Consider the following 22,306-nt stretch of genomic DNA (forward strand, 5'->3'; position numbering starts at 1 on the left):
TTATTTTCCTTTGCTCTCAAACCGGCTGCGATTAATCAAGGACGTTCGAATAGGCGATGACCCCACGCTTGACCAGGTCAACTGCCTGACGCGCGGACCTGACCAGCTCCACCGGCAGGTCGGTGTTCTTGGCGAACTGGTCCAAGGTGTCGATCACCTGCTTGGCCCAGCGCACAAAGTCGCCCGGGGCCATATCTCCCCCGCGCAGTGCGCTATTGAGCGAAGCGCCGCGCGACCACTTGTACATGGGCCAGATCAGTCCGGCCTCGGGCGGTGCGGTGGGGTTCAACCCCAGTGCCTCCTCGGCGTCCGACAGCGTGCCCCAGATATTGATCGTCTGGGTCCAGATATCGCCGACCCGGTCGGTGGGCATCTTCGGATCGGGCCTGTCGTAGTCACGGCGCCCCTGGTAGACCAGCGCCGCAACCACCGCGCAGAGCTCTTCGGGGTGCAGCCCGTTGAGCTTGCCGGTTTCCAGGACTTGGCTGGTCAACAGGTCGCGTTCGCCATAGATGCGACGCAGCCGACGGCCCGAGGCGGTAATTTCGTAGTCTTCGCCGTCATTGCTGGGAATCAGGTAGTCGAACCGCTCGAGGACCTTGCAGACCTTGTCGAACTCGGTGGCGATCGTATTGGTGCGCCCGCGGATCGCGCGACGTGCCTTGTCCGTGTCCTTCTTCAGCTTCCAGTACCTATCGGCCCAGCGCATATGCGCATCCCGGTCGGAGCAGGCATGGCAGGGGTGGTCCTTCATGGCCAGGCGCAGCTTGTCGCTCTCGCGCTCGAAGGAGTCCGCTCCGTCGAAATTGAAGCTCTGGGCGTCCTGACGCGGAGGGCGTTCATCGGCGATCGCATTGCGCAAGGCGGTGGCCAGATCCCGGCGTTCCTTCGGGCTCTTTCCGGTGAACCCCTTGGGGATCCGGATGCGGGAGATGATCTCTATCGGACCGTTGAGGTCATCGACGGAGAGCCGGCGCAGTTGGCCTTCTTCGGTCAGTACCGTGTGGCGCGGGTTGTACAGCGACTCGTCCAGGGCGACGATGACCGCCCGCCCGAATCGTCGTCCGCCGGGCAGATCGACGACATCGCCGCGGATCACCGACTGCAGGGAATTTTCTGCGGCCGAGCGGCGGAGGTTCTTGCGGTTCTTGGCCGCCCGCTTCTCGGCTTCGGAAAGGTCGCGTTGGAGTTTCAGATATTCGCGGAAGTCCCCCAGATGGCATTCCATGGACTTCTCGTAGCCGGCCAACGACTCCTCACGCGAACGCACCTGCCGCGCCATGCCGACCACCGAACGGTCCGCCTGATACTGCGCGAAAGACGACTCCAGGATCTGGCGGGTCTGTTCGCGTCCGAACTGCGCCAGCAGGTTGGTGGACATGTTGTAGGTCGGACGGAAGGAGGAATTCAGCGGGTAGGTACGCCGGGAGGCCAACCCGGCCAAGGCTTCCGGTTCGATATCCGGATTCCACAGCACGATCGAGTGGCCCTCGACATCGATGCCGCGGCGACCTGCGCGCCCGGTGAGCTGGGTGTACTCCCCCGAGGAGATCTGCACATGGGACTCACCGTTGAATTTCACCAGCTTTTCCAGTACCACCGAACGGGCCGGCATATTAACGCCCAAGGCCAACGTTTCGGTCGCGAAGACCACCTTGATCAGATTTCGGGCGAAAAGGTCCTCCACAATCTCTTTGAAGATCGGCAGAAGGCCTGCATGGTGCGAGGCGATCCCGCGCAGCAGTCCGTCGCGCCAGGACCAGAATTCGAGCACATCGAGGTCCTCACCGGGGATCCGGTAGGCGACCTCATCCAGCACCTCGGCGATCTGCGCGGCTTCCTCGTTCCTAGTGAGCCGCAGATCTGCCGCAACGCACTGCTGCAGGGCCATATCGCAGCCCTTGCGGGAGAAGATGAAGAAGATCGCCGGCAGCAGTTCGGCCTTATCCAACCGGGAGATCACGTCGCGGCGGCTGACCCGGCGGCTCTGGCCCGGTCCTTGGGCACGGCCGCGTTGCGGACCGCGTCCGCCACGCTGGGGGCGTCCGGCCGGACGGTTGCTGCGAACCAGCTTGCGCAATTCGGGGTTGACGCTGATCTTGGCATCCTCGTCCGCCGCCCGGTCAAAGGCGACGTCTTCGGCAAAGAGATCCACAAGCTCAGGGCCGACCATCACGTGCTGAAAGAGCGGGACCGGGCGATGCTCGGAGACGATGATGTCGGTCTGCCCGCGCACGGTATCCAGCCAACCACCGAATTCCTCGGCGTTGGATACGGTCGCCGACAAGGAAATTGTCTGCACGTTCGAGGGCAGGTGGATGATGACTTCTTCCCACACCGCGCCACGGAACTTATCGGCGAGATAATGGACCTCATCCATGATCACGTAGCCCAGCCCATCCAGCGTGCGGGAGTCCGCATAGAGCATATTGCGCAGCACTTCGGTGGTCATGACCACCACCTGGGCTTCGCTGTTGATCGAGGTGTCACCGGTGAGCAGCCCGACCTGCTCCGGCCCGTAGCGTTTGACCAGTTCGGAATACTTCTGGTTGCTCAACGCCTTGATCGGGGTGGTGTAGAAAGCCTTGCGGTGCTCGTGAATCGCCTGATAGATAGCGAATTCACCGACTACCGTCTTGCCCGCACCGGTGGGCGCGGCCACCAGCACGCTATGGCCGTTGGCCACCGACTGGCAGGCTTGGGACTGGAATTCATCGAGGTTGAAGGACACGCTGGCACGGAAGTCGGGCAAATAGGTGCCGCTTTCGACCTGTCGTTCCTTGGAATTCGCGTATCGCTCCGCGGGTGAAGTCACTATCGGCCGTTCACTTTCTGGAACGGGATAGCCGTTCCGAAACACTTAGCTATTGGTGCTAGACCTCGGTACTTGGTTCATCGATCGATGAGGCGGTCCCGTCCGCCATATTCTCGTTTGCCGCATCTTGTGCCGCCTGCTTCTTGGCCCGCTTCTTGTCGTTCAGGAAGCAGAACAGCGTGGCCGCTGCGAAGGTCAGGAAGAGCGGTCCAGCTAGCGCGAACATGGTGATCGCGTCGCCGCCTGGTGCCGCCATGGCTGCCACGAGGGCGATGAGGAAGACGGTAATCCGCCAGTTCTTGAGAATGACCTTTGAATGCAGCACTCCGACCATGTTCAAACCCACCATCAAGACCGGTACCAGCATGGCCAGGCCGAAGGCGAGCAACAGGCGGAAGATAAATGGCAGGTAGGTATCGATGGTGAACAGAGTTTCGGAATTCTCCGGAGCCAGCCCGATAAAGAACTGCAATGCAAAAGGAAGCACGAAGTAGGCCATGGCCACGCCACCGAGGAACAAGGGTGCGGCTGCGGCGGCGAAGGAATAGCCCAGGCGGCGTTCCTTCTTTTTCAATCCGGGCACGATAAAGGCCCAGATCTGGTAGATCCAGACCGGGGAGGAAGCGACTATGCCAACGAAGATCGCGACCTTCAGCAGAATGTCGAAAGGAGACATTACCGCGGTGAAGTTCACCGATCCCCCGGCTGCCTTCACCGGTTCGATGAGCAGCGCGAGGAGTTCGTCGTAGAGGAAGAACCCTGCCACGGTACCGATCGCCAGGGCGATCAACGACTTGAAGAGCCGATTGCGCGCTTCGATCAGGTGGTCTTTGAGGGACATCCGCCCCTCGGCGTCTTTGGACCGCGTCTTTTTCTTGGACCGCGGTGCCTTATCTTTGCTATTTACCACTGAAAAGGTCTACGAGTTGTTCTTTTCGTCGGGATTCGGTTCATTCACGGTCCCGTCAACGGTTTCCGGCTTGTCATCGTCTTTCATCTGACGAACCTCAGACTTGAAAATACGCAGTGACTGACCCATTGAGCGCGCCAAACCCGGAAGCTTCGGCGCACCGAAGAGCAGCAATGCCAAAACGATAATGATGACCAAATGCCATCCCTGTAAACCACCAAACATGTTGGTTCCCTTCTCTCAAACTTAAGTCTACGTCAGAACAGATTCAGATCGCGCATGTTTTGCGCCTGTCCTCGATCACTGCGACGAGCCACGCGCTTAACACGTCGCGCCTCGATTCGTTCGGCTTTGCCCTTCAGCCTCTTCTTGGAGATCTTCTCTGGATCGCCATGAGTTGCATCGGTTCCGTGGGGGTACCGCCGCCCCACCGGCGCGTAGTCAACTACGCTGCCGGGCTTGGCGAATTCGCCGCTAATATGGTCAGCCGCGTCCGAGGCGCTGCCGAGCACGGCCATGCCGCGGCGGAACAAACGGAAGCCGGCAAACACCGCCAGGAGCAGCGTTGCAAGGACTAGGACGGTCCATAGGAGAACCCAAAACCACCAAGGAAGCATCTATCAATCCTCATACATTCTGATAGCGTCGTCCAACCACTTAGTCACGCGTTCGCGTGTAGCGTCAGGGGCGACTACAGCAATCTTACCGCCGTTGCGGGCCACCCAAGGGGCCGCAACGAGATGGTCCGATAGCTGCACTTTCGCGAGATGACCCGAGTCAACCTTGGATTGAGACCATGCTACCGGGTTGAACGCCTCGATCACCGGCAGAACGTCCTGATGCACGAAAAATTCAACTACTAGATCATCGCTGTTTGCCGAATAGCTGAAATCCAGCTTCTCGACATCCCGATGGCGCTCGGTGAGTTCAAAGCGCTCCCCGGTGAGCGTGACTTCGAGCACGCGGTCAACCCGGAAGGTGAGGATTGCCTCGCGGGTACGGCACCACGCACGCAGGTACTGGACCGGACCGTCTTCGATGATCCGCAAGGGTTCAATGACGCGCAACTGGTGGGTTTGCGAATTCGCCGAATAGTAGTCGATTTCCACGACCTCGGCGTTGCGCAGCGCCTGGATCAGCTGGCCCGGAATGTCATGCTCGCGGACCTGGGTCAAGGCAAAGCCCAACGCCCCATTCCACCCCTCGAAGCGTGCCACCGCGGCATTGATCTTCTCCAACGCGGTCTGCAGCACGTCGCGGTGTTCAAATTCCGGGATGCTGCCCAGGGCGTTCAAACCGCCCAGCACCGCCACGGCTTCCAGCGGGGCAAGCTTTTGCGGTTCGGCAAGCAGGGCCGCGTTGGAGATGGTGACTACGTCCGAATCCAGATCGCCATCGTTCACGTTGATCAGTTCATCGTGCTGGCCATTTGGCACACCGCACATCATGATCATCGCCAGCTCGTCGCGGACCTTCGCCTGCGTCAACGAGTAGCGTTCGCTCAACTCGCCGATGGTCGCCGAGCCCTGGGCGACCACGAACTGGATCATGTCGATATTCCGCATCACCTGCTGGGCGGTTGAGCTTCGTCCCATGGCGCGGTGCGGCGTGAACTTTGCGCTCTGCACCGCCGGGCGCGTGGGAATATCGGCCTGCGCCGCACGGGCCTGGCGGAGAATAGCGGCCACCTGGGAAACCAGTGGTGCTGGTTCCAGAACCCTGATGGACGCCCCGAAGCTGGCTAGCTCGGCCGCAAAGGAATGCCGGTCGGCGTATCCGATATTGAGCGTCGCGGAGCTGCGCGTCCCGTTGATCGCACGGGCCCGCAGCGGAGTGGCCCGCTCGTCGAGCAGTTCGATGACCGCAAGATGCCCGGGGTTGCGCAGGTCAAAATCCTGGAGCACCCGAGTCATCGAAAAATCTTCTGGGCGTGCCCGGTAATCCCCGCTGGAGGCACCGTCGCGGCGTACCTGGGTGGCAAAGTTTCCCTGCACGCGGTTGAGCCTGAAAACGCGCTGCGCGGCGCGCGAGTGGTCCCAGCCGGTGAAGTACCAGTTGCCGAATCGTTGGCCGATCCCCCACATATCCACGACGCGCTTGGTCGTGTTTCCCTGGGCGTCCTGGTAGTCGAACTTCAGCGTTTTCCTGTTGAAAACCGCCAGCGCGCAGCTCTTGAAATTTGGGTCGTCCATGGACAGCCGCGGGAGCATCGCCGCGGCATAAGGGGCGATGCTCAGCTCGGTGCTCTGCTTGCCGGTGATGCGCGCGGCGGCGCTGAGCGCGAGAGCTTGGAGTTTCGAATCCTTCCAGAGGCTCGCCGCGAGGGCGATCATCCCGGTTTCGGCGACGGTGAAGTCCACTGCGGGCAAGAACCAGTCGCTGGTATCGATCCGGTAGTACGCCGTCCCGTCGACGCTTTCGGAGATCAGCCGCAGCCCGAACTCGTTGCGGATCTCGTCCTTCAACCGTTCGATGGCCTTTTCACGGGCCTCCGGGTTGCCACCGGGGTTCAGATAGTCTCCGATGCGTTCGGCATTGAACTTCCGTTCGGTAGTCGCCAACGCGTAGATGAGACTTGTCAGGCGTTCCGCCTTGCTGGGTCCGTCACTCTGCTTTGTGCTCACGTGCCTACCCTAACGAACTTCCACGCCGATCTAAGACTTTGAAGACGAGGAAAGCCCCAAGAATTGCGAAAATGTACGCAACTCTTGGGGCTTTCTTCAATGAATTATTTGGTTCCCATCAGGTCAACCACGAAGATCAAGGCTTCGTTCGGCGCGATGGCACCCGGTGCGCCGCGTTCGCCGTAGGCCAACTCGGAAGGGATCTCCAGACGGCGGCGACCGCCGACCTTCATGCCCAACAGGCCCTGGTCCCAACCCTGGATGACCATGCCGACGCCCACTGGGAAGTCGAGGGTCGAACCACGGTTCCAGGACGCGTCGAACTCTTCGCCCGTGGACCAGGAAACGCCTACATAGTGCGCCTGGACGGTGGTGCCCGGGGTGACCTCGGCGCCGTCGCCCTCGATCAGGTCGGTGATGACCAGCTCGGTGGGCGCGTCGGTACCTGGAAAGTCGATTTCAGGCTTGGTGCGGTCGTAATTACGTTCTCCAAAGGACATGTTTACGGCCTTTCTGTTACTTGCTTTCGGTTACCTTGTCTAATTCTACGTAGAACACCAGCGGTCCGGTTGGACGTCCGGAGGAAACGTCGTCACCGTAGGCCATATTCGACGGGATGGTCAGCAAGACCTTGCTGCCTTCCTTCAGGCCCTTCAGGCCTTCGAGCCAGCCCTCGATCACGCCGCCGGACATCTTCATGTCAAAGCCCTTGTCGTCGCCGAAGTTTCCGTCGAACTTCTTGCCGTCTTCCCAACGCACGCCATGGTAGTGGACGTTGGCGCTGGCGGTTTCGGTGGCTTCCGGACCGGTGCCCTCTTCGAGGACATCCACTACGAGGCCCTCGGGTGCCTCGGTGTCCTTAGGGATGGTGATGATCGGGTCGCCCTTGCCGGTCTTTACGGTTGGCAGTTTCCCGTCGTCCTTCAGCTTCTTGACCTCGTCCTGGGTCAGCGGCTTGCTGGCACCGACGGAGTCGGCGATCTTGATGACGATCAGGCGTTCGGCGCGAGCGCCCTCGGCAGGCTCGGCGATGCTGCCGTCGGGCTGCTGCACTCCGTCGATGGCCGCGTAGGCGATCCAGTCCCCGACCTGCGAGGTCAGCAGGGTCTCATAGAGTTCAGGCATCTGCTCTTTAAGCGTGGCGTCCACCGGCATCTGCGTGGTGGCGCCAGTGAAGTTTTCGTTGGTCAGCTGCCCATCGATGGTCTTGTAGAGGCCCGACTGGATGTCGATGGTGTCGCCATCTTTGATATCGGGACCATCACCCTCGACGACGGTGACTGCCTCTTCCTTCTCGGTAAGCAGCGGAGCCTTGAAATTGACCTCGGGCGCGGTCTGCTCGTCTGCGGCTGGCTTCACCTCGACCTTGCTCACGGAGCTGGAGCCCGAACCACAGGAGACGAGGGCCAAGACGGACGCGGTTGCACATACTGCCAAAACTTTTCGCACGAATCTTCTTTCCGATAAGAATTATTTGTTCTGCTGACGCATCTTGCCGAAGCAAGGGCGCGCGACGATCTGCATCTAGCTTAGGGGTATTTACTGTGAAAATACTTGTTTTCAGCTGGTCATACGGGGCGGCGCATCACTTCAATGAGCTCATCAACCGACGAATTAGAGGTGGCAAAGGGATCCTTGCACAACACGACCCCGCCCTCGCCTTCCTCATACTTCATATGGACCCAGTCGGTTGAGTAGCGCCGGCCGGTGGCGCGCGCGGCGCGAATGAATTTGCTGCGCAGAGCCGCACGGGTGGTGGCCGGCGGGTTCTCCACCGCGTCGTGGATCATCGCCGGATCAAGCACCGAACTGGCCAGTCCGCGGCGGCGCAACAGATGGAAGAGCCCGCGGTTCGGGTCGATGTCGTGATAGGTCAGGTTCAGCTGCGCGATCCGAGGCGAATCCAGTGCCAAGTCGTTCTTCTTCGCATATCCGGTGATCAGCTTGTGCTTGATCGCCCAGTCGATATCCTGGTCGATCGGCGAGAAGTCCTGGCTTTCGATGGCGACGAGCACCCGCTCCCACAATTCGAGAACCCGTTCGACCTGGTCGTGGTGTGCCCCATGGCGGGCCACAAACGCCTTGACCAGTTCCAGGATCTTCCACTGCAATTGCAAGGCCGTCGGCTCGTCGCCGGACATCAAACGCACCACCGTTTGGCCGGTGAATTCATGGGAGATGCTGCGGATCGAGCGGATCGGATTTTCCAGGCGCAGATCATGGTAGATCTCCCCCGACTCGATCAGCCGCAAGACCAGGTCGGTGGCCCCGATCTTCAGCAGCTGCGTGGTTTCGCTCATCGAGGAATCCCCCACGATGACATGCAGGCGGCGATGGTATTCGGCATCGGCATGCGGTTCGTCGCGGGTGTTGATAATCGGCCTCGAACGGGTGGTCGCCGAGGAGACGCCCTCCCACATATGGTCCGCACGCTGGGAGAACACAAATTTGGTTTGGTCCTGAACCTGCACCAGATGCCCGGCACCGCAGAGCAGCTGGCGGGTGACCAAGAATGGAATGAGCATGTCGGCGAGCCGCTTGAACTCGATTTTGCGTGGAATCAAGTAGTTCTCGTGGCAGCCGTAGGAGTTGCCGGCCGAGTCCACGTTGTTCTTGAACAGGAACAAACGGCCCTCGTGGCCTTCTTCGAGCAGCTGCTCCTCGGCCTGCTCGACCAAATCGAGCATCACCGCCTCCCCCGCCCGGTCATGGGCGATCAGCTGCAGGAGCTGATCGCATTCGGCGGTGGCGTATTCCGGATGGGAACCGACGTCGAGATAGAGCCGCGAACCGTTGTTCAGGAACACGTTGGAGCTACGCCCCCAGGCGACGACCGGCCGGAAAAGGTGCCGTGCCGCGTCTTCCGGGGTGAGCCGCCGCCCGTCGGACGGCACGTAATTCAGCCCAAACTCGGTCTCCAGACCGAAGATTCTGCGATCCACCAGAAGTTACTTCCCCTCAATGATGTTGCCCATAGGCAACGGTTACCTGCTGCACCCGCGGGTTACTGGCCACCCTTTTGGACGAATCCACGCACGAACTCTTCGGCATTCGACTCGAGCACCGAGTCGATTTCATCGAGCAGGTCATCGACGCCTGCGCTGGTGCCGGTCGTGTTCGCCTGCACCTGCTCGGCTTCGAGCGCTTGCGCTTGGGTTTCGCGGCGAGCCGAGAAATTTTCCTGGGTCATGGTCTTCTCCTAAAGTCTGTCGAAACGCCACGTTTTTGCGCGCCTCTGGTTTTCATTCTGCGCCGTTTAGCGCCGTCGTGCCAACTGCTCGATGAACTCGGCGATTTCCAGTTCGGCGTCGAAGAGCTCCCCCACCTGCGCCCGGCTGCCGGCCAGCGGCTCGGGCATGTGGAATCGGCTGACCTTGCGGGCGCCGGGCACCGAGAAGGACAGCACGTCCCAGTTCGCGGCCACCACATATGGCGCATAGCGCTGCAGCGTCATGCCGCGCAGGTAGGCGCGGGTATCCTCGGGCGGATGATCCACCGCGGCGTTGATTTCGGCTTGGCTGAAGATGGTTTCGATCAGGCCCCGCGAAGCCATCCGGTAATACAGGCCCTTGTCCAGGCGAAGATCCGCCCATTGCAGATCCATCAGGGCCACCCGGGCATCATCGAAGCCCACCGAGTGCCGTTCGGTGAAGGACTTCATCAGCTTGTACTTCGCCACCCAATCGACCTGCGCGGCCGCTTCCAGCGGATCCCTTTCGAGCGTGTCCAGGATGTCGCGCCAGCGGCGAAGGATCTCGGTGGTATCCGGATCTTGCAGATCCCGCTGCGCGCAGAAGCTTTCGGCGGCCTCCAGATAGCTGCGCTGGATCTGAATTGCAGTGAGCCTGCGGCCGCCGCGCAGCGCCACAGTGGTGCGCAGCGAGGGGTCGTGGCTGATCTGCTGCAGCGCGGCCACCGGGTCCGCCAGCTCGAGCTTCGGGGACATTCCCGCTTCGATGAGGCTGAGCACCAGATTGGTGGTGCCCACGCGCAGCAGCGTGGAAATCTGTCCAAGGTTCGCGTCCCCGATGATCACGTGCAGCCGGCGGTACTTGTCCCAGTTGGCGTGCGGTTCGTCGCGGGTATTGATGATCGGGCGGTTGATCGTGGTTTCCAGGCCCACCTCGGCCTCGAAGAAGTCGGCGCGCTGGGAGATCTGGAACTCGGCCCCGCGTCCGAGCATGCCGCGGCCCACCCGTCCGGCGCCGCAGAAGATCTGCCGGGTCGCGAAGAAGGCGGTCAGCCCGCGCACCAGCGCGGAGAAGTCCACCTCGCGTGGCACCAGGTAGTTTTCGTGCGAACCATAGGAGACGGACTTGTTGTCCGTGTTGTTCTTGTAGAGCAGCAGTTCGCCGCTGCCCAGCGTTGCGGCGGTGGCAGCCGCCCGGCGCATCACCTCGTCGCCGGCATGGTCCCAGAGCACCGCGGCGCGCGGCGAGGTGACCTCGGGGCTGGAATATTCGGGGTGGGCGTGATCCACGTAAAGCCGCGCGCCATTGCCGAGCACCATGTTCATCACCACGTCGGTGGCGTCTTTTTCCTGGTACAGCGTGTCGCCCACGCGGGCGTCGTTGCCGTCCAGCGCGATCGATTCGGCCGTCCAGACCGCGCAGTCCCCCAGCGTGGGCTCGGAGTCGGTCAGCTGGCTCGGATGCGCAAGGGCGCGATCCACCGCATGCCCGCGCGCGTCGGCCAGCGGCGATTCATCGGAGTAGTCCCAGCGCGCGGCCCGGGCATCGGAGCCGGAGTCGCGCACCAGCTGGGCGTAGGCGTCGACGATCTGCGCCGAGAGCACCGTCGAGTTGGCTTGCGGCATCGCGGGTCGAATGATCCCGTATTCGGTTTCCAAGCCGACCAGGCGCCGGGCGCTCACAAGGCGTCCTTCGCCTTGACCAGCGAACGGATGTGGCTGATCCGCTCGCCCTTGCGCCCGGAGATCCGCGCCCAGTCATCCGGGTTGGTGGTATTTGGCATATCCTCGTGCTCGGCGAATTCCTCGCGCACCGCGCGCAGCAGGTATTCCATCTTCAGCCCGCGTTCCCCGCTGGTGATCAGCGCCTTGATCGCGTGCTTCTTGGCCCGGTCCACCACATTGTGGATGACCGCGCCGGAGGAGAAGTCCTTGAAGTAGAGCACCTCCACCTGGCCGTTGACGTAGGTGACCTCCAAGAATTCGTTGAACTGCTCGGTGGAGTACATGGCCGCTACGGTGCCGGCGATCATCCGGTCCACGGTCTCTTGGGCGTCCCCGGAGTCGGCGGCCACCTCGGATTCGTGCAGCGGCAGCTCGGTGGTCAGGTATTTGCCGAAGATTTCGCTGGCCCCTCGCGCGTCGGGGCGGCGGATCTTGATCTTCACATCCAAGCGTCCCGGGCGGAGGATCGCCGGGTCGATCATGTCCTCGCGGTTGGACGCGCCGATGACGATCACGTTATCCAGGCGTTCCACCCCGTCGATTTCGGCCAGCAGCTGCGGCACGATGGTGGTTTCCACATCCGAGGACAGCCCGGACCCGCGGGTGCGGAAGAGGGATTCCATCTCGTCGAAGAACACCACCACCGGGTCCCCGTGCAGCGCCTTCTCCCGGGCTCGGGCGAAAATCAGCCGGATATGCCGTTCGGTTTCGCCCACATACTTATCGAGCAGTTCCGGACCCTTGATATTCAGGAAGTAGCTTCTCGCCTGGCCGGTGCCCTTGCGGGCCGCGGCGCGCTGGGCCAGGGAATTGGCCACGGCCTTGGCGATCAGCGTCTTGCCGCAGCCCGGAGGGCCGTAGAGCAGGATGCCTTTCGGTGCGCTCAGCCCGTGTTCGCGGTAGAGCTCGGGGTGGGCAAAAGGCAGCTCCACCGAGTCTTGGATCGCTTCGATCTGCGAATTCAGGCCGCCGATATCGGAATAGTCGATATCCGGCACCTCTTCGAGCACCAGCGACTGCATATCGGTCAGCTGCACCCGGTTGACCGCCAGACCGGTGCGGGCATCGATGGTGAGCTGGTCCCCGACGCGCAGGTGTTCCCCGCGCAGCGGCTCGGCGAATTCGATGACTCGCTGGTCATCGCCGCGCGCCATCACCACCGCCTGGTGGTCTTCGAGGATTTCCTTGATCGTGACCAGGTCGCCGGACTGCTCGTAGCCCAGGCCCGCAACGACCACCAGCGCCTCGTTGAGCAGCACCTGCTGGCCAACGTGCAGCTTGGCGAAATCCAGCAGCGGGCTGATGGCCACACGCATCTTGCGTCCGGAGTGGATCACATCCACCGCCTGCGCGGCGGTGGTTTCGATGCCCAGGCCTGCTTCGGGATGCTTGCGTGGGTGCTTGGCCACGATGGTGCCGTGGCTGAACGGGGTATCGCCGTCTTTTTCCAGCGCGGATTTGAGGTTGATGATCTGTTCGCGAGTCTGCTCCAACAGGGCCACGAGGCGCTGGTTGTTTCCGCTGATCCCGGCAAGCTGCTTGTCCAGGTTGCGGTTCTTCTCGCGCAGCACGTTGACCTGGCGTTCGGTCATCTGAAGCCGTTCGGCGACGCGTTGCGCCTCGTTGTTTTCGCTCACGTTGTATTCTCCCAAACCTCGCCGTTCGCCACGCGTGGCCAGCTACTGGTGCTGGCTGTGCGGGTCGTTCTGAGTCCATCCTATGAACGTAAAGCCCCGGGATTGAATTTCCCGGGGCTTTAGTTCACATATTGAAACGCTAGTTCTCGGTATCTGAGACGTTTTCGCCTTCGCGGATCCGGTTCGGACGGTTGGCGTCCTTGGCGGCACGACGCAGCTTCTTCGGCGAAATACCGCGTTCGCCAAGCGCGGTTTCGGTCCACTGCTCCTTGTCATGCTCCCGTGTCCAGGCGTTCAGGTCCTCGGCCGAGTAGCCGTGCTCCTTGATGCGCTTGGCCTTCGGGATGCCGTCCTGGGCGTCGGCCAGGCGGCGGGCGGTGATCAAGAATGCGGTGTGCGCCACCATGCGGTGATCCGGGCGGACCGCCAGGCCATCGACGTGCCAGCCGCGCACCATGGTTTCGAAGCATTCGGGCTCGGTGAACTGACCCGAGGCGCGAATCGCCTCCACCACGCGGGACATCTGGGTCACGGTGGCCACATAGTTGGTCCACACCCCGCCCGGAGCCAGCACTGTCGCTACCGCGTCCAGGCATTCCCAAGGCGAAAGCATGTCCAGCACCACGCGGTCCACGCTGCCCGGTTCCTCCAGCTCGAGCACCTTCTCCTGGAAGTCGCCGATGGACAAATGCCAGGCCGGGTGCTCACCGCCGAAGACCGTGGAGATATTGCCGCGGGCGATATCCGCAAATTCTTCGCGGCGCTCATAGGAGTGCAGGTAGCCCTGGTCGCCGACCGCGCGCAACAGCGAGATCGACAGCGCTCCGGAACCCACACCGGCCTCCACCACGCGCGCACCGGGGAAGATGTCGCCGAACTGGATGATCTGCGCGGCATCCTTGGGGTAGACCACGGCCGCGCCGCGCGGCATGGACAGCACGAAGTCCTTCGCCAGCGGACGCAGCACCTGGTAGCGCACGCCTTCGACGTTTTCGATCACGCTGCCTTCCAGCGCCCCGATGATCGCGTCATGTCCCAGCACTCCCTGGTGGGTGTGGAATTCTCCGCCGTCCTCCAGGGTGATGGTGTTGATCCGGCGCTTCTGGTCGGTCAGCTGGACGCGGTCTCCGACGCGGAAGGGTCCGCGCCGGGCATTCGCGCCATGCGGCGCTGCGGTGTTCTGAGCACTCACTGAGTTTTCCTTTGTTGTAGAGCTTTTAGGCTTTGCGGCCGGTGACGGCCGCGATGATCTTGCGTTGGTGCAGCAGACCCACCACGGTGCCGCGCGCATCGATGACCGCGTACTCTGCGGTGCTCACGCTGGCCAGGTAGTCGATGAGCTGGCGGCCGTCGGAGTCCTGGGCTACGACGGCGCCGCGGCCCAGGGCGCGGGATACCGCCAGCGCGGACACCTGCGCGGCCGAGGCCGGGTCCACCCGGCTCAGCGCCTGCTCGTCGACCACGCCGCAGGGCATGCCCTGCGGGTCGACCAGGATGATCTGACCGCCGCGGTTCCGCCTGCGGGTGAGCACGTCGGCCACCGTGGCCACCGACATCATCGCGCTGGCCGGGGACATCAGGTCCCCGGCGATCACCTTGGGCAGGTTCAGCATCATCTTGGCGTGGTTGATCAGCGCCGTGGTCGCCTGCCACATGAAGACCGCCACCATCACCCCGACCACCATGGTCAGCAGCTGCGGTTGCTCGCCCTTGAGGAACGGCACCACGATGAACCAGGCCAGGACGCCGATGACGATGAAACGGCCCACCCAGGAGGCGGCGATCGTTCCCTTGAACTGGGAGCCGGTCAGCTTCCAGACCGCGGACTCCACCAGCCGGCCGCCGTCCAAGGGCAAGCCGGGCAGGGCGTTGAACGCGCCGAGCAGCAGGTTCGCGTAGACGAAGAAGTTCAGCAGCAAGCCCGGATACAACCCGAGGTTCGGCAGCTGCAGCGCCAACCAGGCGAGCCCGGCGAGCACAAAATTCGACAGCGGCCCGGCCATGGCCACCGCGAGTGAGGCCCCGGGCTTGGCCTTGAAGGAGCCGAATTGGGTGTGCCCGCCCATCAGGGTCAGCACAATATGCGCGTCGGGCCATTTGAAGGCGCGGGCGGTCAACGCGTGGGACACCTCGTGCACGAGCACGGCCAGCGCGATCACCACGGCGCAGGCAAAACCCAGCAGGTAGGCCACCAGCGGCGGGATCAGCGCATTATTCGACAGTTGCAGGCCGATGGCCACGGTGATCACCGCGGTGATGATGAACCAGGAATTCGACAGGTACACCGGCACCCCGCCGATGCGGCCAAGTTTCAGCCCCGGGGCTTTTTCAGTAGCTTCGCTCACGCGTTAACCTGCACCAGCCAATCGGTCATCGTCTTGAGATTTATGTCCACCAGCGTATCGATACGCCGCCAGTTCCCCACGCCGGGGTCCGTAGCGTTGGGGATCAGCACCGCGTGCAGTCCCGCCGCGGCGGCCGAGGTGATTCCGGGCTTGGAATCCTCGAAGCCGATGCAGCGTGCGGGGTCGAACCTGCGGCCGAGCCGCTCGCCGAGCAACGCCAATCCGCGCCGGTAGGGTTCGGGGTCCGGCTTGCCGTGGGTGACCTCTTCGCCGGTGACGCTGGCGGTGAAGATCCCTTCGGGCAGCGCCGCCATCAGCTCGTGAACGATGCTGCGCTCGCTCATGGTCACCAGCGCCTGCGGAATTCCCTCCCGATGCAGTGCGCTGAGCAGTTCAAGGGCGCCGGGCCGCCAGGGCACGTCACTGGTCAGGCCGGCGACAACCTGGCCCGAGAGGTGATCGATGATCTCCCGGACGCCCAGGTCCACCCCGGCCTCCTGGAGGATTTTCGCCCCGTTGGGCAGTGCCTGGCCGACCAGGTTGAACGCCTGCTCCTCGCTCCAGCTTCCGCCATGGGATTTGACCAGTTCCATCTCCGCGGCGATCCAATAGGGTTCGGTGTCGATGAGGGTACCGTCCATATCCCAGAGCACCGCGTGGGGGCCAGGGGATGGAACTTTTGCATCGAACGCTGATTTGGTGCTTGGCATGACTCCATTCTAGATGGAAGAGTGGGGCTAAACCGCTTCGTCGCGTCTGCCGGGGCGGTGCGCAGGCTGGAGAGGGGCAAGTCATGAGCGAGGAATACCACGCACCAACGCTGAACGGCTTCGTTGCGCAAACCGAACATGAGATGCGTCCCACCGTCCTGATTTCGGCCTTCGAGGGCTGGAACGACGCCGGTTCGGCCGCCAGCGACGCGGTGCGCCGCATCCTGAACAGCGGCGCCCCGAAGCATCTGGCCACCGTGGGCGAGGACGACTACTACGACTACCAGTTCACCCGGCCGCAGTCGCGGGTGACCGCGGAAGGCCGGATCATCGAGTGGCCGACCACCGAGCTCTACCGGTTGGACAATCCGCTCGCCCCGGCGGATCTGCTGCTCGTGGTCGGGGTGGAGCCGACCTTCCGGTGGCAGGGATTCTGCGCGCAGATCGTGAAGCACGCCAAGGCGGAAAACGTCCATGTGGTGCTCTCCCTGGGCGCCTTATTGGCCGATGTGCCGCACACCCGGCCGGTGCCCACGGTGCTGAACAGCGACCATCCGAAGTTGCAGGAGTACTTCAAGCTTTCGGCCTCCCGCTATGAGGGGCCCACCGGGATTCCTGCGGTGCTCGGGGCCGAATTCGAGAAACACGGCATTCCCACCATGTCGCTCTGGGCGCAGCTCTCGCACTATGTGGCCCAAGCGCCCAGCCCGCGGGTGGAACTGGCGATCGTGGAGATGATCGAGGAGCTGGTTCCGATGCAGGTTTCCTCGCAGAAGCTCCGCGAGGATGCCGGCGCCTGGACGCGCGGGGTGGACGAGCTCTCGGCCGCGGATCCGGAGGTCGCCAAATACGTGCAGCAGCTCGAGCAGGCCTCGGATGCCAGCGAACTTCCCGAGGCCAGCGGCGAATCCATCGCCCGCGAATTCGAACGCTACCTGCGCCGCCGGGGACGCGCCCGCGGCGAAGAGCACGGCCCGGACTTCGAGATCTGATTCTTCGGGCATAAAAAACTCCCCACAAGCCGGTGCCGAAGGTCTCGGACCGGTTTGTGGGGAGCCAGGTTGCCGCTAGAGTTTCAGCCCCAGCAGGGAATCGATTCCGCGGGCGAGCAGCTCGCTGCCTTCCCCGCTGCCTTCGGCCGCGGTGGCGGCCCACTGGTCGATGGCTTCCAAGGCCGCAGGGGCGTTGAGGTCATCGGCCATGCGCGAGCGGATCCGGGTCAGCAGCGCGGTGGCTTCGGCCAGCCCGGCCCCGGCGATCCGCTCCCGCCAGGTAGCCACGCGTTCCTGGGCTTGGGCGAGCAGCTGCTCGGTCCAGGACCAGTTCGTCCGGTAGTGCTGCGAGAGCAGCACCGCGCGGATGGCGACCGGTTCCACGCCGGCGGCGCGCAGCTTGGAGACGAGCACCAGGTTGCCCAGGGACTTGCTCATCTTCTCGCCGTCCAGGCCCACCATCCCGGTGTGCACATAGGCCTGGGCCAATGCGGTCTGGTCATCGGCTGCGGCGTGCGCCGCGGAGAATTCGTGGTGCGGGAAGATCAGATCCGATCCGCCGCCCTGCACGGTGAACGGGGCCGGAAGGGTCCTTCGCGCGATCACCGAACACTCGATATGCCAGCCCGGGCGCCCGGTGCCCAGCTCGCCGCCCGCCCAGGAAGGTTCGCCCTCGCGGGCCATGCGCCAGAGCAGCGGATCCAAGGGGTCGCGCTTGCCCGTGCGGTCCGGGTCCCCGCCGCGTTCGGCGAAGAAGCCGAGCATCGTCTCGCGGTCGTAGTTGGAGACCTGGCCAAGCTTCCAGGCACCGTTCTCCGAGCCCAGGGTATCGAAGTAGATATCCCCTTCCACCCCGTCGGCGTCCGCCGGCACCCGGTAGGCCAGGTCCGCGGCGAGCAGCCGCTCGACCACCGGAACCAGCCAGTGCACGGATTCGACCGCGCCGATGTAGTGCTGCGGCGGAATCACGTTCAGCGCTTCCATATCCTCGCGGAAGAGCTGAATCTGGTCTTCGGCGAGGTCCTGCCAGTCGACCCCGGTGGCGGTGGCGCGCTCGAGCAGCGGGTCATCCACGTCGGTGATGTTCTGTGTATAGGTGACCTCGCGGCCGTTATCCAGCCAGGTGCGGTGCAGCAAATCGAAGGTGACGTAGGTGGCGGCGTGTCCCATATGGGTGGCGTCGTACGGGGTGATCCCGCAGACATACATGCTTGCCGGGGCGTTGGCCTTATCGGCCGGAGCGGTGGCCTGCTTGGTTCCGCTGGAGGTGTCGAAGACCTCCAGAATAGGTGCGGAGCCAACTACATGCGGCACTTGCGGAGACTTCCACGCGAGCACTGAGTACATCCTTTCGCAGATGTATAGACGATCTTCCTTTAAGGGCAAGTCAACGAGCGCAAGGTTTATTCCCGCGCCGGCAAAGAGTTTTAGGCGCTGATCATTCCGAGGCTAAGGAATACGAACAATCCCAGGCCCAGCAGGATCCGGTACCAGACGAAGAGCCGGTAGGAGTGGGTGGAGACGTACTTCAGGAACCAGCCCACGATCAAGAAGCCGACGACGAAGGCGATCGCGGTGGCCAGCCCGGTCTGCGCCAGCGAGTAGACCCCGGGCTCGGAGAAGGATTTGGCCAGCTTGTACAGCCCGGAGGCGTATACCGCGGGGATGGCCAGCAGGAAGGAATAGCGGGCGGCGGCTTCACGGGTATAGCCCATGAGCAACCCGGCGGTGATCGTGCCGCCGGAGCGCGACACGCCGGGGATCAGCGCCATCGCCTGGGCTAGTCCGTAGAACACGCCGTGCTTGACGGTGAGCTTATCCAGCGTGCGTTCCTGCTTGCCGTAGTGGTCGGCGATGGCCAGGAACAGGCCGAAGAGCACCAGCATGGTCGCCACGATCCACAGCGAACGGAAGTTCGAGTCGATATAGTCTTCGAGCAGGAGCCCCAGGATGGCGATCGGCAGGGAACCGACGATAATCAGCCAACCCATTTTGGCGTCCGGGTCAGAGTGCGGGATCTTGCCGGTGATCGCCCGGAACCAGGCGCCGATAATCCGCACGATGTCACGCCAGAAGAAGACGACCACCGCGGTTTCGGTCCCCAATTGGGTGATCGCGGTAAAGGCCGCACCGGGATCTTGCGCGTTGGGCAAGAGCTCGCCCACGATGCGCAAGTGGGCCGATGAGGAGATGGGCAAGAACTCTGTCAGGCCCTGGATTAATCCGAGGAAAGCTGCTTCAAACCAATTCACCCCTTGACACTACGTCATTTCGAGGGGCTTATCGGTGATTACACGGCTTTCGCAAGGAAATTCAAACCGTGGCCGTACTCACTCGTCATCGTCGTCATCCGTAGGTATGGTGAACGGAAGAAGTTCGGAATATTGCTCGTAGAGTGCATCCTCATAGCTCTCGAACGCTTCGGCGAGCGAGCCGAAGGCGGCATCGACCGCGGCGTCGGCCGACCCGCGGCTCTGGGAAACTACCGTCAGGTGCTGCTCGAGGCGTGAGATCAGCAGTTGCAGGGCGTAGCTCGGTTCGGTGCTCATGAGTCACACGCTACAACCGAAATCATTCTTTCGATAGGGGTGTAATGCTTCAGGAATTAATCAAGGCTCCGCGGCACTTGGATAATGACGACCGTTACGAGTATCTGGTGATCACCGCGTTCCCTGCAGAATCCAAGCAGGTGGCGCGGGCTGCCTTGCGCGAGCATTCGGATAACGGCAAATGGGAGCTGATGCGCACCTTGCGCTACGAGGGCGGCGCGAGCAAATATTGGCTGCGCCGCAAGGTGATCCGGGTGGTCAGCACCTTGGATCGCTCAGGGCTCTAGGGGACCCACCAGCCAGCTGGCCACGGTATTCTCCGCCGAGGCGGCATTGGATGGGTGATACCAGCTGGCTTGCACGTCGCGGTAGAGCCGCTCGAATTCGCTGCCGCGGAAATATCCGCCGCCGCCGAGCAGCTGGCCGGCGGCCTCGACGTTGTCGCGTGCGCTCTGCCCGGCGAGGGTGCGCAGCGTGACCAGGCGCGGGAACCAGCCCGGCCCGTGATCTATCTGTCCTTCTAGATCCGCGGCGACGGTGCGCTGCAGGGCGTCCAGGCTGAGCAGGCGCATTCCGGCTTGGGCCAGCACTCCCCTGGCGCGCACGTCCTGGGTGTAGCTGCCCCCGTCCTGGTGCGTGCGTTTGCGCAGCGCCGCCTGCGAAAGCTCCACGGCGCGTTCGGCGATCCCGACATATACGCTCGCGGTGAGCGTGAGGAACGAGGCGAAGATTCCGAAGACCAGCGGGTCTGCGTTCGGTCCCACCTCGAGCCGGGTGTGCACCCAGCTGGCCGGGGCCACCGCGCCTTCCAATTTGGTGGTGTGCGACTGGCTGGCGCGCATGCCCAAGGTATCCCAGTCCTCCAGCGAGCGGACCCCGGCGCCGCGGGGGACGAACCCGTGCACCAGTTCCCCGCTGGCCTCGTCCTTGCCGAATACGCCAAGCCGGGTGAAAGCCGGGGACAGCGAGGTGAAGATCTTCGTGCCGGTGAAGCTGACGGACCCATCGGCCAGGGTTCTCGCCGCGGTGTTCGAATCGAAGAGCACCGAGTCGTTTCCGGGTTCGGAGATCCCGAAGGCCATTATCTCCCCGGCGGCGATCCACTCGGTGACCATCTGAAGGCGCGCGTCCCCCCGGGCGGCGAGCAGATAGGCGACGCCGGCCCAGACCTGGTGCATATTGATCGCCAGGGCGGTGCCCGGCGCGGCGGTGGCCAGCCGGCGTTGGGCCAGCACCAGCTGCTCGAAGCTCCAGCCCAAACCGCCGGAGGATTCGGGCACCAGGGCCTTGAGATAGCCCAGGGCCGCTAATTCCTCGAAGTCCTCCGTGGCAAAGGCATTGGCGGCATCATAGCCGCCGGCGCGTTCGCGGAAGCGGGACAGCAGCTCATCGCTGAGGATTTGTTCGATAGGCACGTTGGCTACTCCTAGTAGTTGCGCAATAGTCGGTCAAGGACGCGGGTTCCGAACTGCAGCGCCGAGATCGGCACCCGCTCGTCAACTCCGTGGAACATTCCGGTGAAATCAAGATCCTTGGGCAGCTGCAAGGGGGCAAAACCGTAGCCGGTGATCCCCAGCTTCGCCAGCGCCTTATTGTCGGTGCCGCCGGAGAGCATGTAGGGCAGGACCACCGCCTCGGGGTCCTCGGCCACCAGCGCCTGCACCATCGAATCCACCAGCTCGCCGCCAAAGGGCACCTCCAGCGACTGCTGGTCTTGGAGCAGCGTGAGCTCCACGTGCTCGCCGGCCAGCTCGCGCAGTTTCTCGATGGTGGATTCGTGCTCCATGGGCAGGGTGCGGCAATCGATCAGCGCCTCGGCATAGCCGGGCAGCACATTGTGCTTGTAGCCGGCCTTGAGCACCGAGGGGTTTGAGGTGTTCTGCAGGGTGGCGCCGACGAAGCGGCTGGTATCCCCCAAGGCCTGCAGCAGCGGTGCGGGGTTCGCTTCGTCGAATTCGGTGCCGCAGATGACCGCCAGCTCCTCGAAGAGCGCGCGGGTGGTTTTCGTGTAGGACAGTGGCCACTGGTATTCGCCGATCCGGGCCACCGCGGCGGCCAGGGCCGTCACCGCGTTGCGCGGATTGAGCTGCGAGCCGTGTCCGGCCACCCCGTGCGCGGCGAGCTTGATCCAGGCGATGCCCTTCTCCGCGGTTTGCACCAGGTAGGCGCGTTGCCCGGCGATCTCGGTGGAGAATCCGCCGACCTCGCTGATCGCTTCCCCGGCCCCGGCGAAGACCTCCGGATGCTGCTCCACCATCCACATCGAGCCCCAGTCGCTGCCGGCCTCCTCGTCGGCGAAGAAGGCGATGACCAGATCCCGGCGCGGGCTGATCCGCTCGCGCATCAGCCGCCGGATCACCGCGACGATCATCGCGTCCATGCCCTTCATGTCCACCGCCCCGCGGCCCCAGATCATGCCGTCGATGAGCTCGGCGCCGAAGGGGTCCACGGACCAGTCCGCGGCGATCGCCGGGACCACGTCCAGGTGCCCATGCACCACCAGCGCCGGCAGGCTCGGGTCGCTGCCGGGGATCCTGGCGATCAGGTTCGCGCGTCCCGGCGCGGATTCGTGGATTGTCGAGGCCAGGCCGACCTCGGCGAACAGCCCCGCGATGTAGTCGGCGGCCTCGCGTTCGCCGCGGCTGTTGTTCTCGCCGAAGTTGGTGGTGTCGATGCTGATCAGCTTGCGGCAGATCTGCACCACTTCTTCTTGCATGAGCTCATAGGCGTGCGTGCTCGGCATCTTTGGATCCTCTGTTCGCGGTGGCGGCCTCGGTTGCTATCCACCCTAGTTCCCCACGGCCCATGG

Annotated in this window: 21 protein-coding genes; 2 read left to right on the top strand and 19 right to left on the bottom strand. The window is 63.2% G+C overall.

All coding sequences use genetic code 11. The annotated features are described in order from the left end of the window. Positions 1-31: 31 nt before the first annotated feature. From CQ019_RS05120 to CQ019_RS05185, 14 genes are all read right to left on the bottom strand, one after another. Positions 32-2,815 carry an RNA helicase gene (locus CQ019_RS05120; protein ID WP_105569069.1) on the bottom strand — a complete coding sequence of 928 codons (2,784 nt, stop codon included), beginning with the start codon at positions 2,813-2,815 and terminating at the stop codon, positions 32-34. 58 nt (positions 2,816-2,873) lie between these two features. Continuing rightward, the gene (tatC, locus tag CQ019_RS05125; RefSeq protein ID WP_105569070.1) at positions 2,874-3,725 is read right to left on the bottom strand and encodes a twin-arginine translocase subunit TatC; all 852 of its coding nucleotides are present in this window, start codon (positions 3,723-3,725) and stop codon (positions 2,874-2,876) included. Positions 3,726-3,734: 9 nt separating this feature from the next. Further along, complete coding sequence (gene tatA / locus CQ019_RS05130) at positions 3,735-3,950, bottom strand: Sec-independent protein translocase subunit TatA (RefSeq protein ID WP_096284442.1); 216 nt, start codon at positions 3,948-3,950, stop codon at positions 3,735-3,737. Between the two features lie 32 nt (positions 3,951-3,982). Next, on the bottom strand, positions 3,983-4,342 hold the full coding sequence (locus CQ019_RS05135) for a hypothetical protein (RefSeq protein WP_096284441.1): 360 nt from the start codon (positions 4,340-4,342) through the stop codon (positions 3,983-3,985). A gap of 3 nt (positions 4,343-4,345) precedes the next feature. Further along, positions 4,346-6,349, bottom strand: a complete 2,004-nt coding sequence (locus tag CQ019_RS05140; protein ID WP_105569071.1) for a YafY family protein — start codon at positions 6,347-6,349, stop codon at positions 4,346-4,348. A gap of 104 nt (positions 6,350-6,453) precedes the next feature. Further along, complete coding sequence (locus CQ019_RS05145) at positions 6,454-6,849, bottom strand: FKBP-type peptidyl-prolyl cis-trans isomerase (RefSeq protein WP_096284437.1); 396 nt, start codon at positions 6,847-6,849, stop codon at positions 6,454-6,456. A 16-nt stretch (positions 6,850-6,865) separates the two neighbouring features. Next, entirely contained in the window at positions 6,866-7,723 is an 858-nt protein-coding gene (locus CQ019_RS05150) for an FKBP-type peptidyl-prolyl cis-trans isomerase (RefSeq protein ID WP_146113322.1), read from the bottom strand. 194 nt (positions 7,724-7,917) lie between these two features. Continuing rightward, positions 7,918-9,291, bottom strand: a complete 1,374-nt coding sequence (pafA, locus tag CQ019_RS05155) for a Pup--protein ligase (protein ID WP_105569073.1) — start codon at positions 9,289-9,291, stop codon at positions 7,918-7,920. 62 nt (positions 9,292-9,353) lie between these two features. Next, positions 9,354-9,539 carry a ubiquitin-like protein Pup gene (locus tag CQ019_RS05160; protein WP_096284431.1) on the bottom strand — a complete coding sequence of 62 codons (186 nt, stop codon included), beginning with the start codon at positions 9,537-9,539 and terminating at the stop codon, positions 9,354-9,356. A 66-nt stretch (positions 9,540-9,605) separates the two neighbouring features. Next, a complete protein-coding gene (dop, locus tag CQ019_RS05165) occupies positions 9,606-11,222 on the bottom strand; it encodes a depupylase/deamidase Dop (RefSeq protein WP_105569074.1) in 1,617 nt (538 codons plus the stop codon). After that, positions 11,219-12,856: a proteasome ATPase gene (gene arc, locus CQ019_RS05170; RefSeq protein ID WP_105569272.1), complete on the bottom strand. Its 1,638-nt coding sequence runs from the start codon at positions 12,854-12,856 to the stop codon at positions 11,219-11,221. Before arc ends, dop begins: the two co-directional genes overlap by 4 nt. A gap of 184 nt (positions 12,857-13,040) precedes the next feature. Further along, positions 13,041-14,093 (bottom strand): tRNA (adenine-N1)-methyltransferase, encoded by a 1,053-nt coding sequence (locus tag CQ019_RS05175; protein ID WP_255248365.1) that lies wholly within the window; start codon positions 14,091-14,093, stop codon positions 13,041-13,043. Positions 14,094-14,118: 25 nt separating this feature from the next. Then, positions 14,119-15,246 carry a site-2 protease family protein gene (locus CQ019_RS05180; RefSeq protein WP_105552109.1) on the bottom strand — a complete coding sequence of 376 codons (1,128 nt, stop codon included), beginning with the start codon at positions 15,244-15,246 and terminating at the stop codon, positions 14,119-14,121. Continuing rightward, on the bottom strand, positions 15,243-15,956 hold the full coding sequence (locus CQ019_RS05185; protein WP_105552108.1) for an HAD family phosphatase: 714 nt from the start codon (positions 15,954-15,956) through the stop codon (positions 15,243-15,245). Before CQ019_RS05185 ends, CQ019_RS05180 begins: the two co-directional genes overlap by 4 nt. An 83-nt stretch (positions 15,957-16,039) precedes the next feature. Here CQ019_RS05185 and CQ019_RS05190 point away from each other — a divergent pair, with 83 nt between their 5' ends. Beyond that, the gene (locus tag CQ019_RS05190; protein ID WP_096284418.1) at positions 16,040-16,948 is read left to right on the top strand and encodes a proteasome assembly chaperone family protein; all 909 of its coding nucleotides are present in this window, start codon (positions 16,040-16,042) and stop codon (positions 16,946-16,948) included. A 75-nt stretch (positions 16,949-17,023) separates the two neighbouring features. Here CQ019_RS05190 and mshC read toward each other — a convergent pair whose 3' ends face one another. The 3 genes from mshC to CQ019_RS05205 all read right to left on the bottom strand — a co-directional run bounded on the left by mshC (position 17,024) and on the right by CQ019_RS05205 (position 19,497). Next, positions 17,024-18,286 carry a cysteine--1-D-myo-inosityl 2-amino-2-deoxy-alpha-D-glucopyranoside ligase gene (gene mshC / locus CQ019_RS05195; protein WP_181148248.1) on the bottom strand — a complete coding sequence of 421 codons (1,263 nt, stop codon included), beginning with the start codon at positions 18,284-18,286 and terminating at the stop codon, positions 17,024-17,026. A gap of 89 nt (positions 18,287-18,375) precedes the next feature. After that, on the bottom strand, positions 18,376-19,200 hold the full coding sequence (locus CQ019_RS05200) for an undecaprenyl-diphosphate phosphatase (protein ID WP_105569076.1): 825 nt from the start codon (positions 19,198-19,200) through the stop codon (positions 18,376-18,378). A gap of 78 nt (positions 19,201-19,278) precedes the next feature. Next, complete coding sequence (locus tag CQ019_RS05205) at positions 19,279-19,497, bottom strand: hypothetical protein (protein WP_096284411.1); 219 nt, start codon at positions 19,495-19,497, stop codon at positions 19,279-19,281. Between the two features lie 44 nt (positions 19,498-19,541). On the opposite strand from CQ019_RS05205, the gene CQ019_RS05210 reads away from it, so the two are divergent. After that, positions 19,542-19,784, top strand: coding sequence for a DUF5703 family protein (locus tag CQ019_RS05210; RefSeq protein ID WP_105552105.1), 243 nt, complete (start codon positions 19,542-19,544; stop codon positions 19,782-19,784). On the opposite strand, the gene CQ019_RS05215 is transcribed toward CQ019_RS05210, so the two are convergent. Both CQ019_RS05215 and CQ019_RS05220 read right to left on the bottom strand, forming a co-directional pair. Then, positions 19,773-20,912, bottom strand: a complete 1,140-nt coding sequence (locus CQ019_RS05215; RefSeq protein WP_105552104.1) for an acyl-CoA dehydrogenase family protein — start codon at positions 20,910-20,912, stop codon at positions 19,773-19,775. The two genes, CQ019_RS05210 and CQ019_RS05215, sit on opposite strands and share 12 nt — an antisense overlap. A gap of 11 nt (positions 20,913-20,923) precedes the next feature. Next, complete coding sequence (locus tag CQ019_RS05220; RefSeq protein WP_096284405.1) at positions 20,924-22,240, bottom strand: M20/M25/M40 family metallo-hydrolase; 1,317 nt, start codon at positions 22,238-22,240, stop codon at positions 20,924-20,926. Positions 22,241-22,306 lie beyond the last annotated feature (66 nt).

Source organism: Arthrobacter sp. MYb229, from assembly GCF_002975405.1.
GTDB lineage: Bacteria > Actinomycetota > Actinomycetes > Actinomycetales > Micrococcaceae > Glutamicibacter.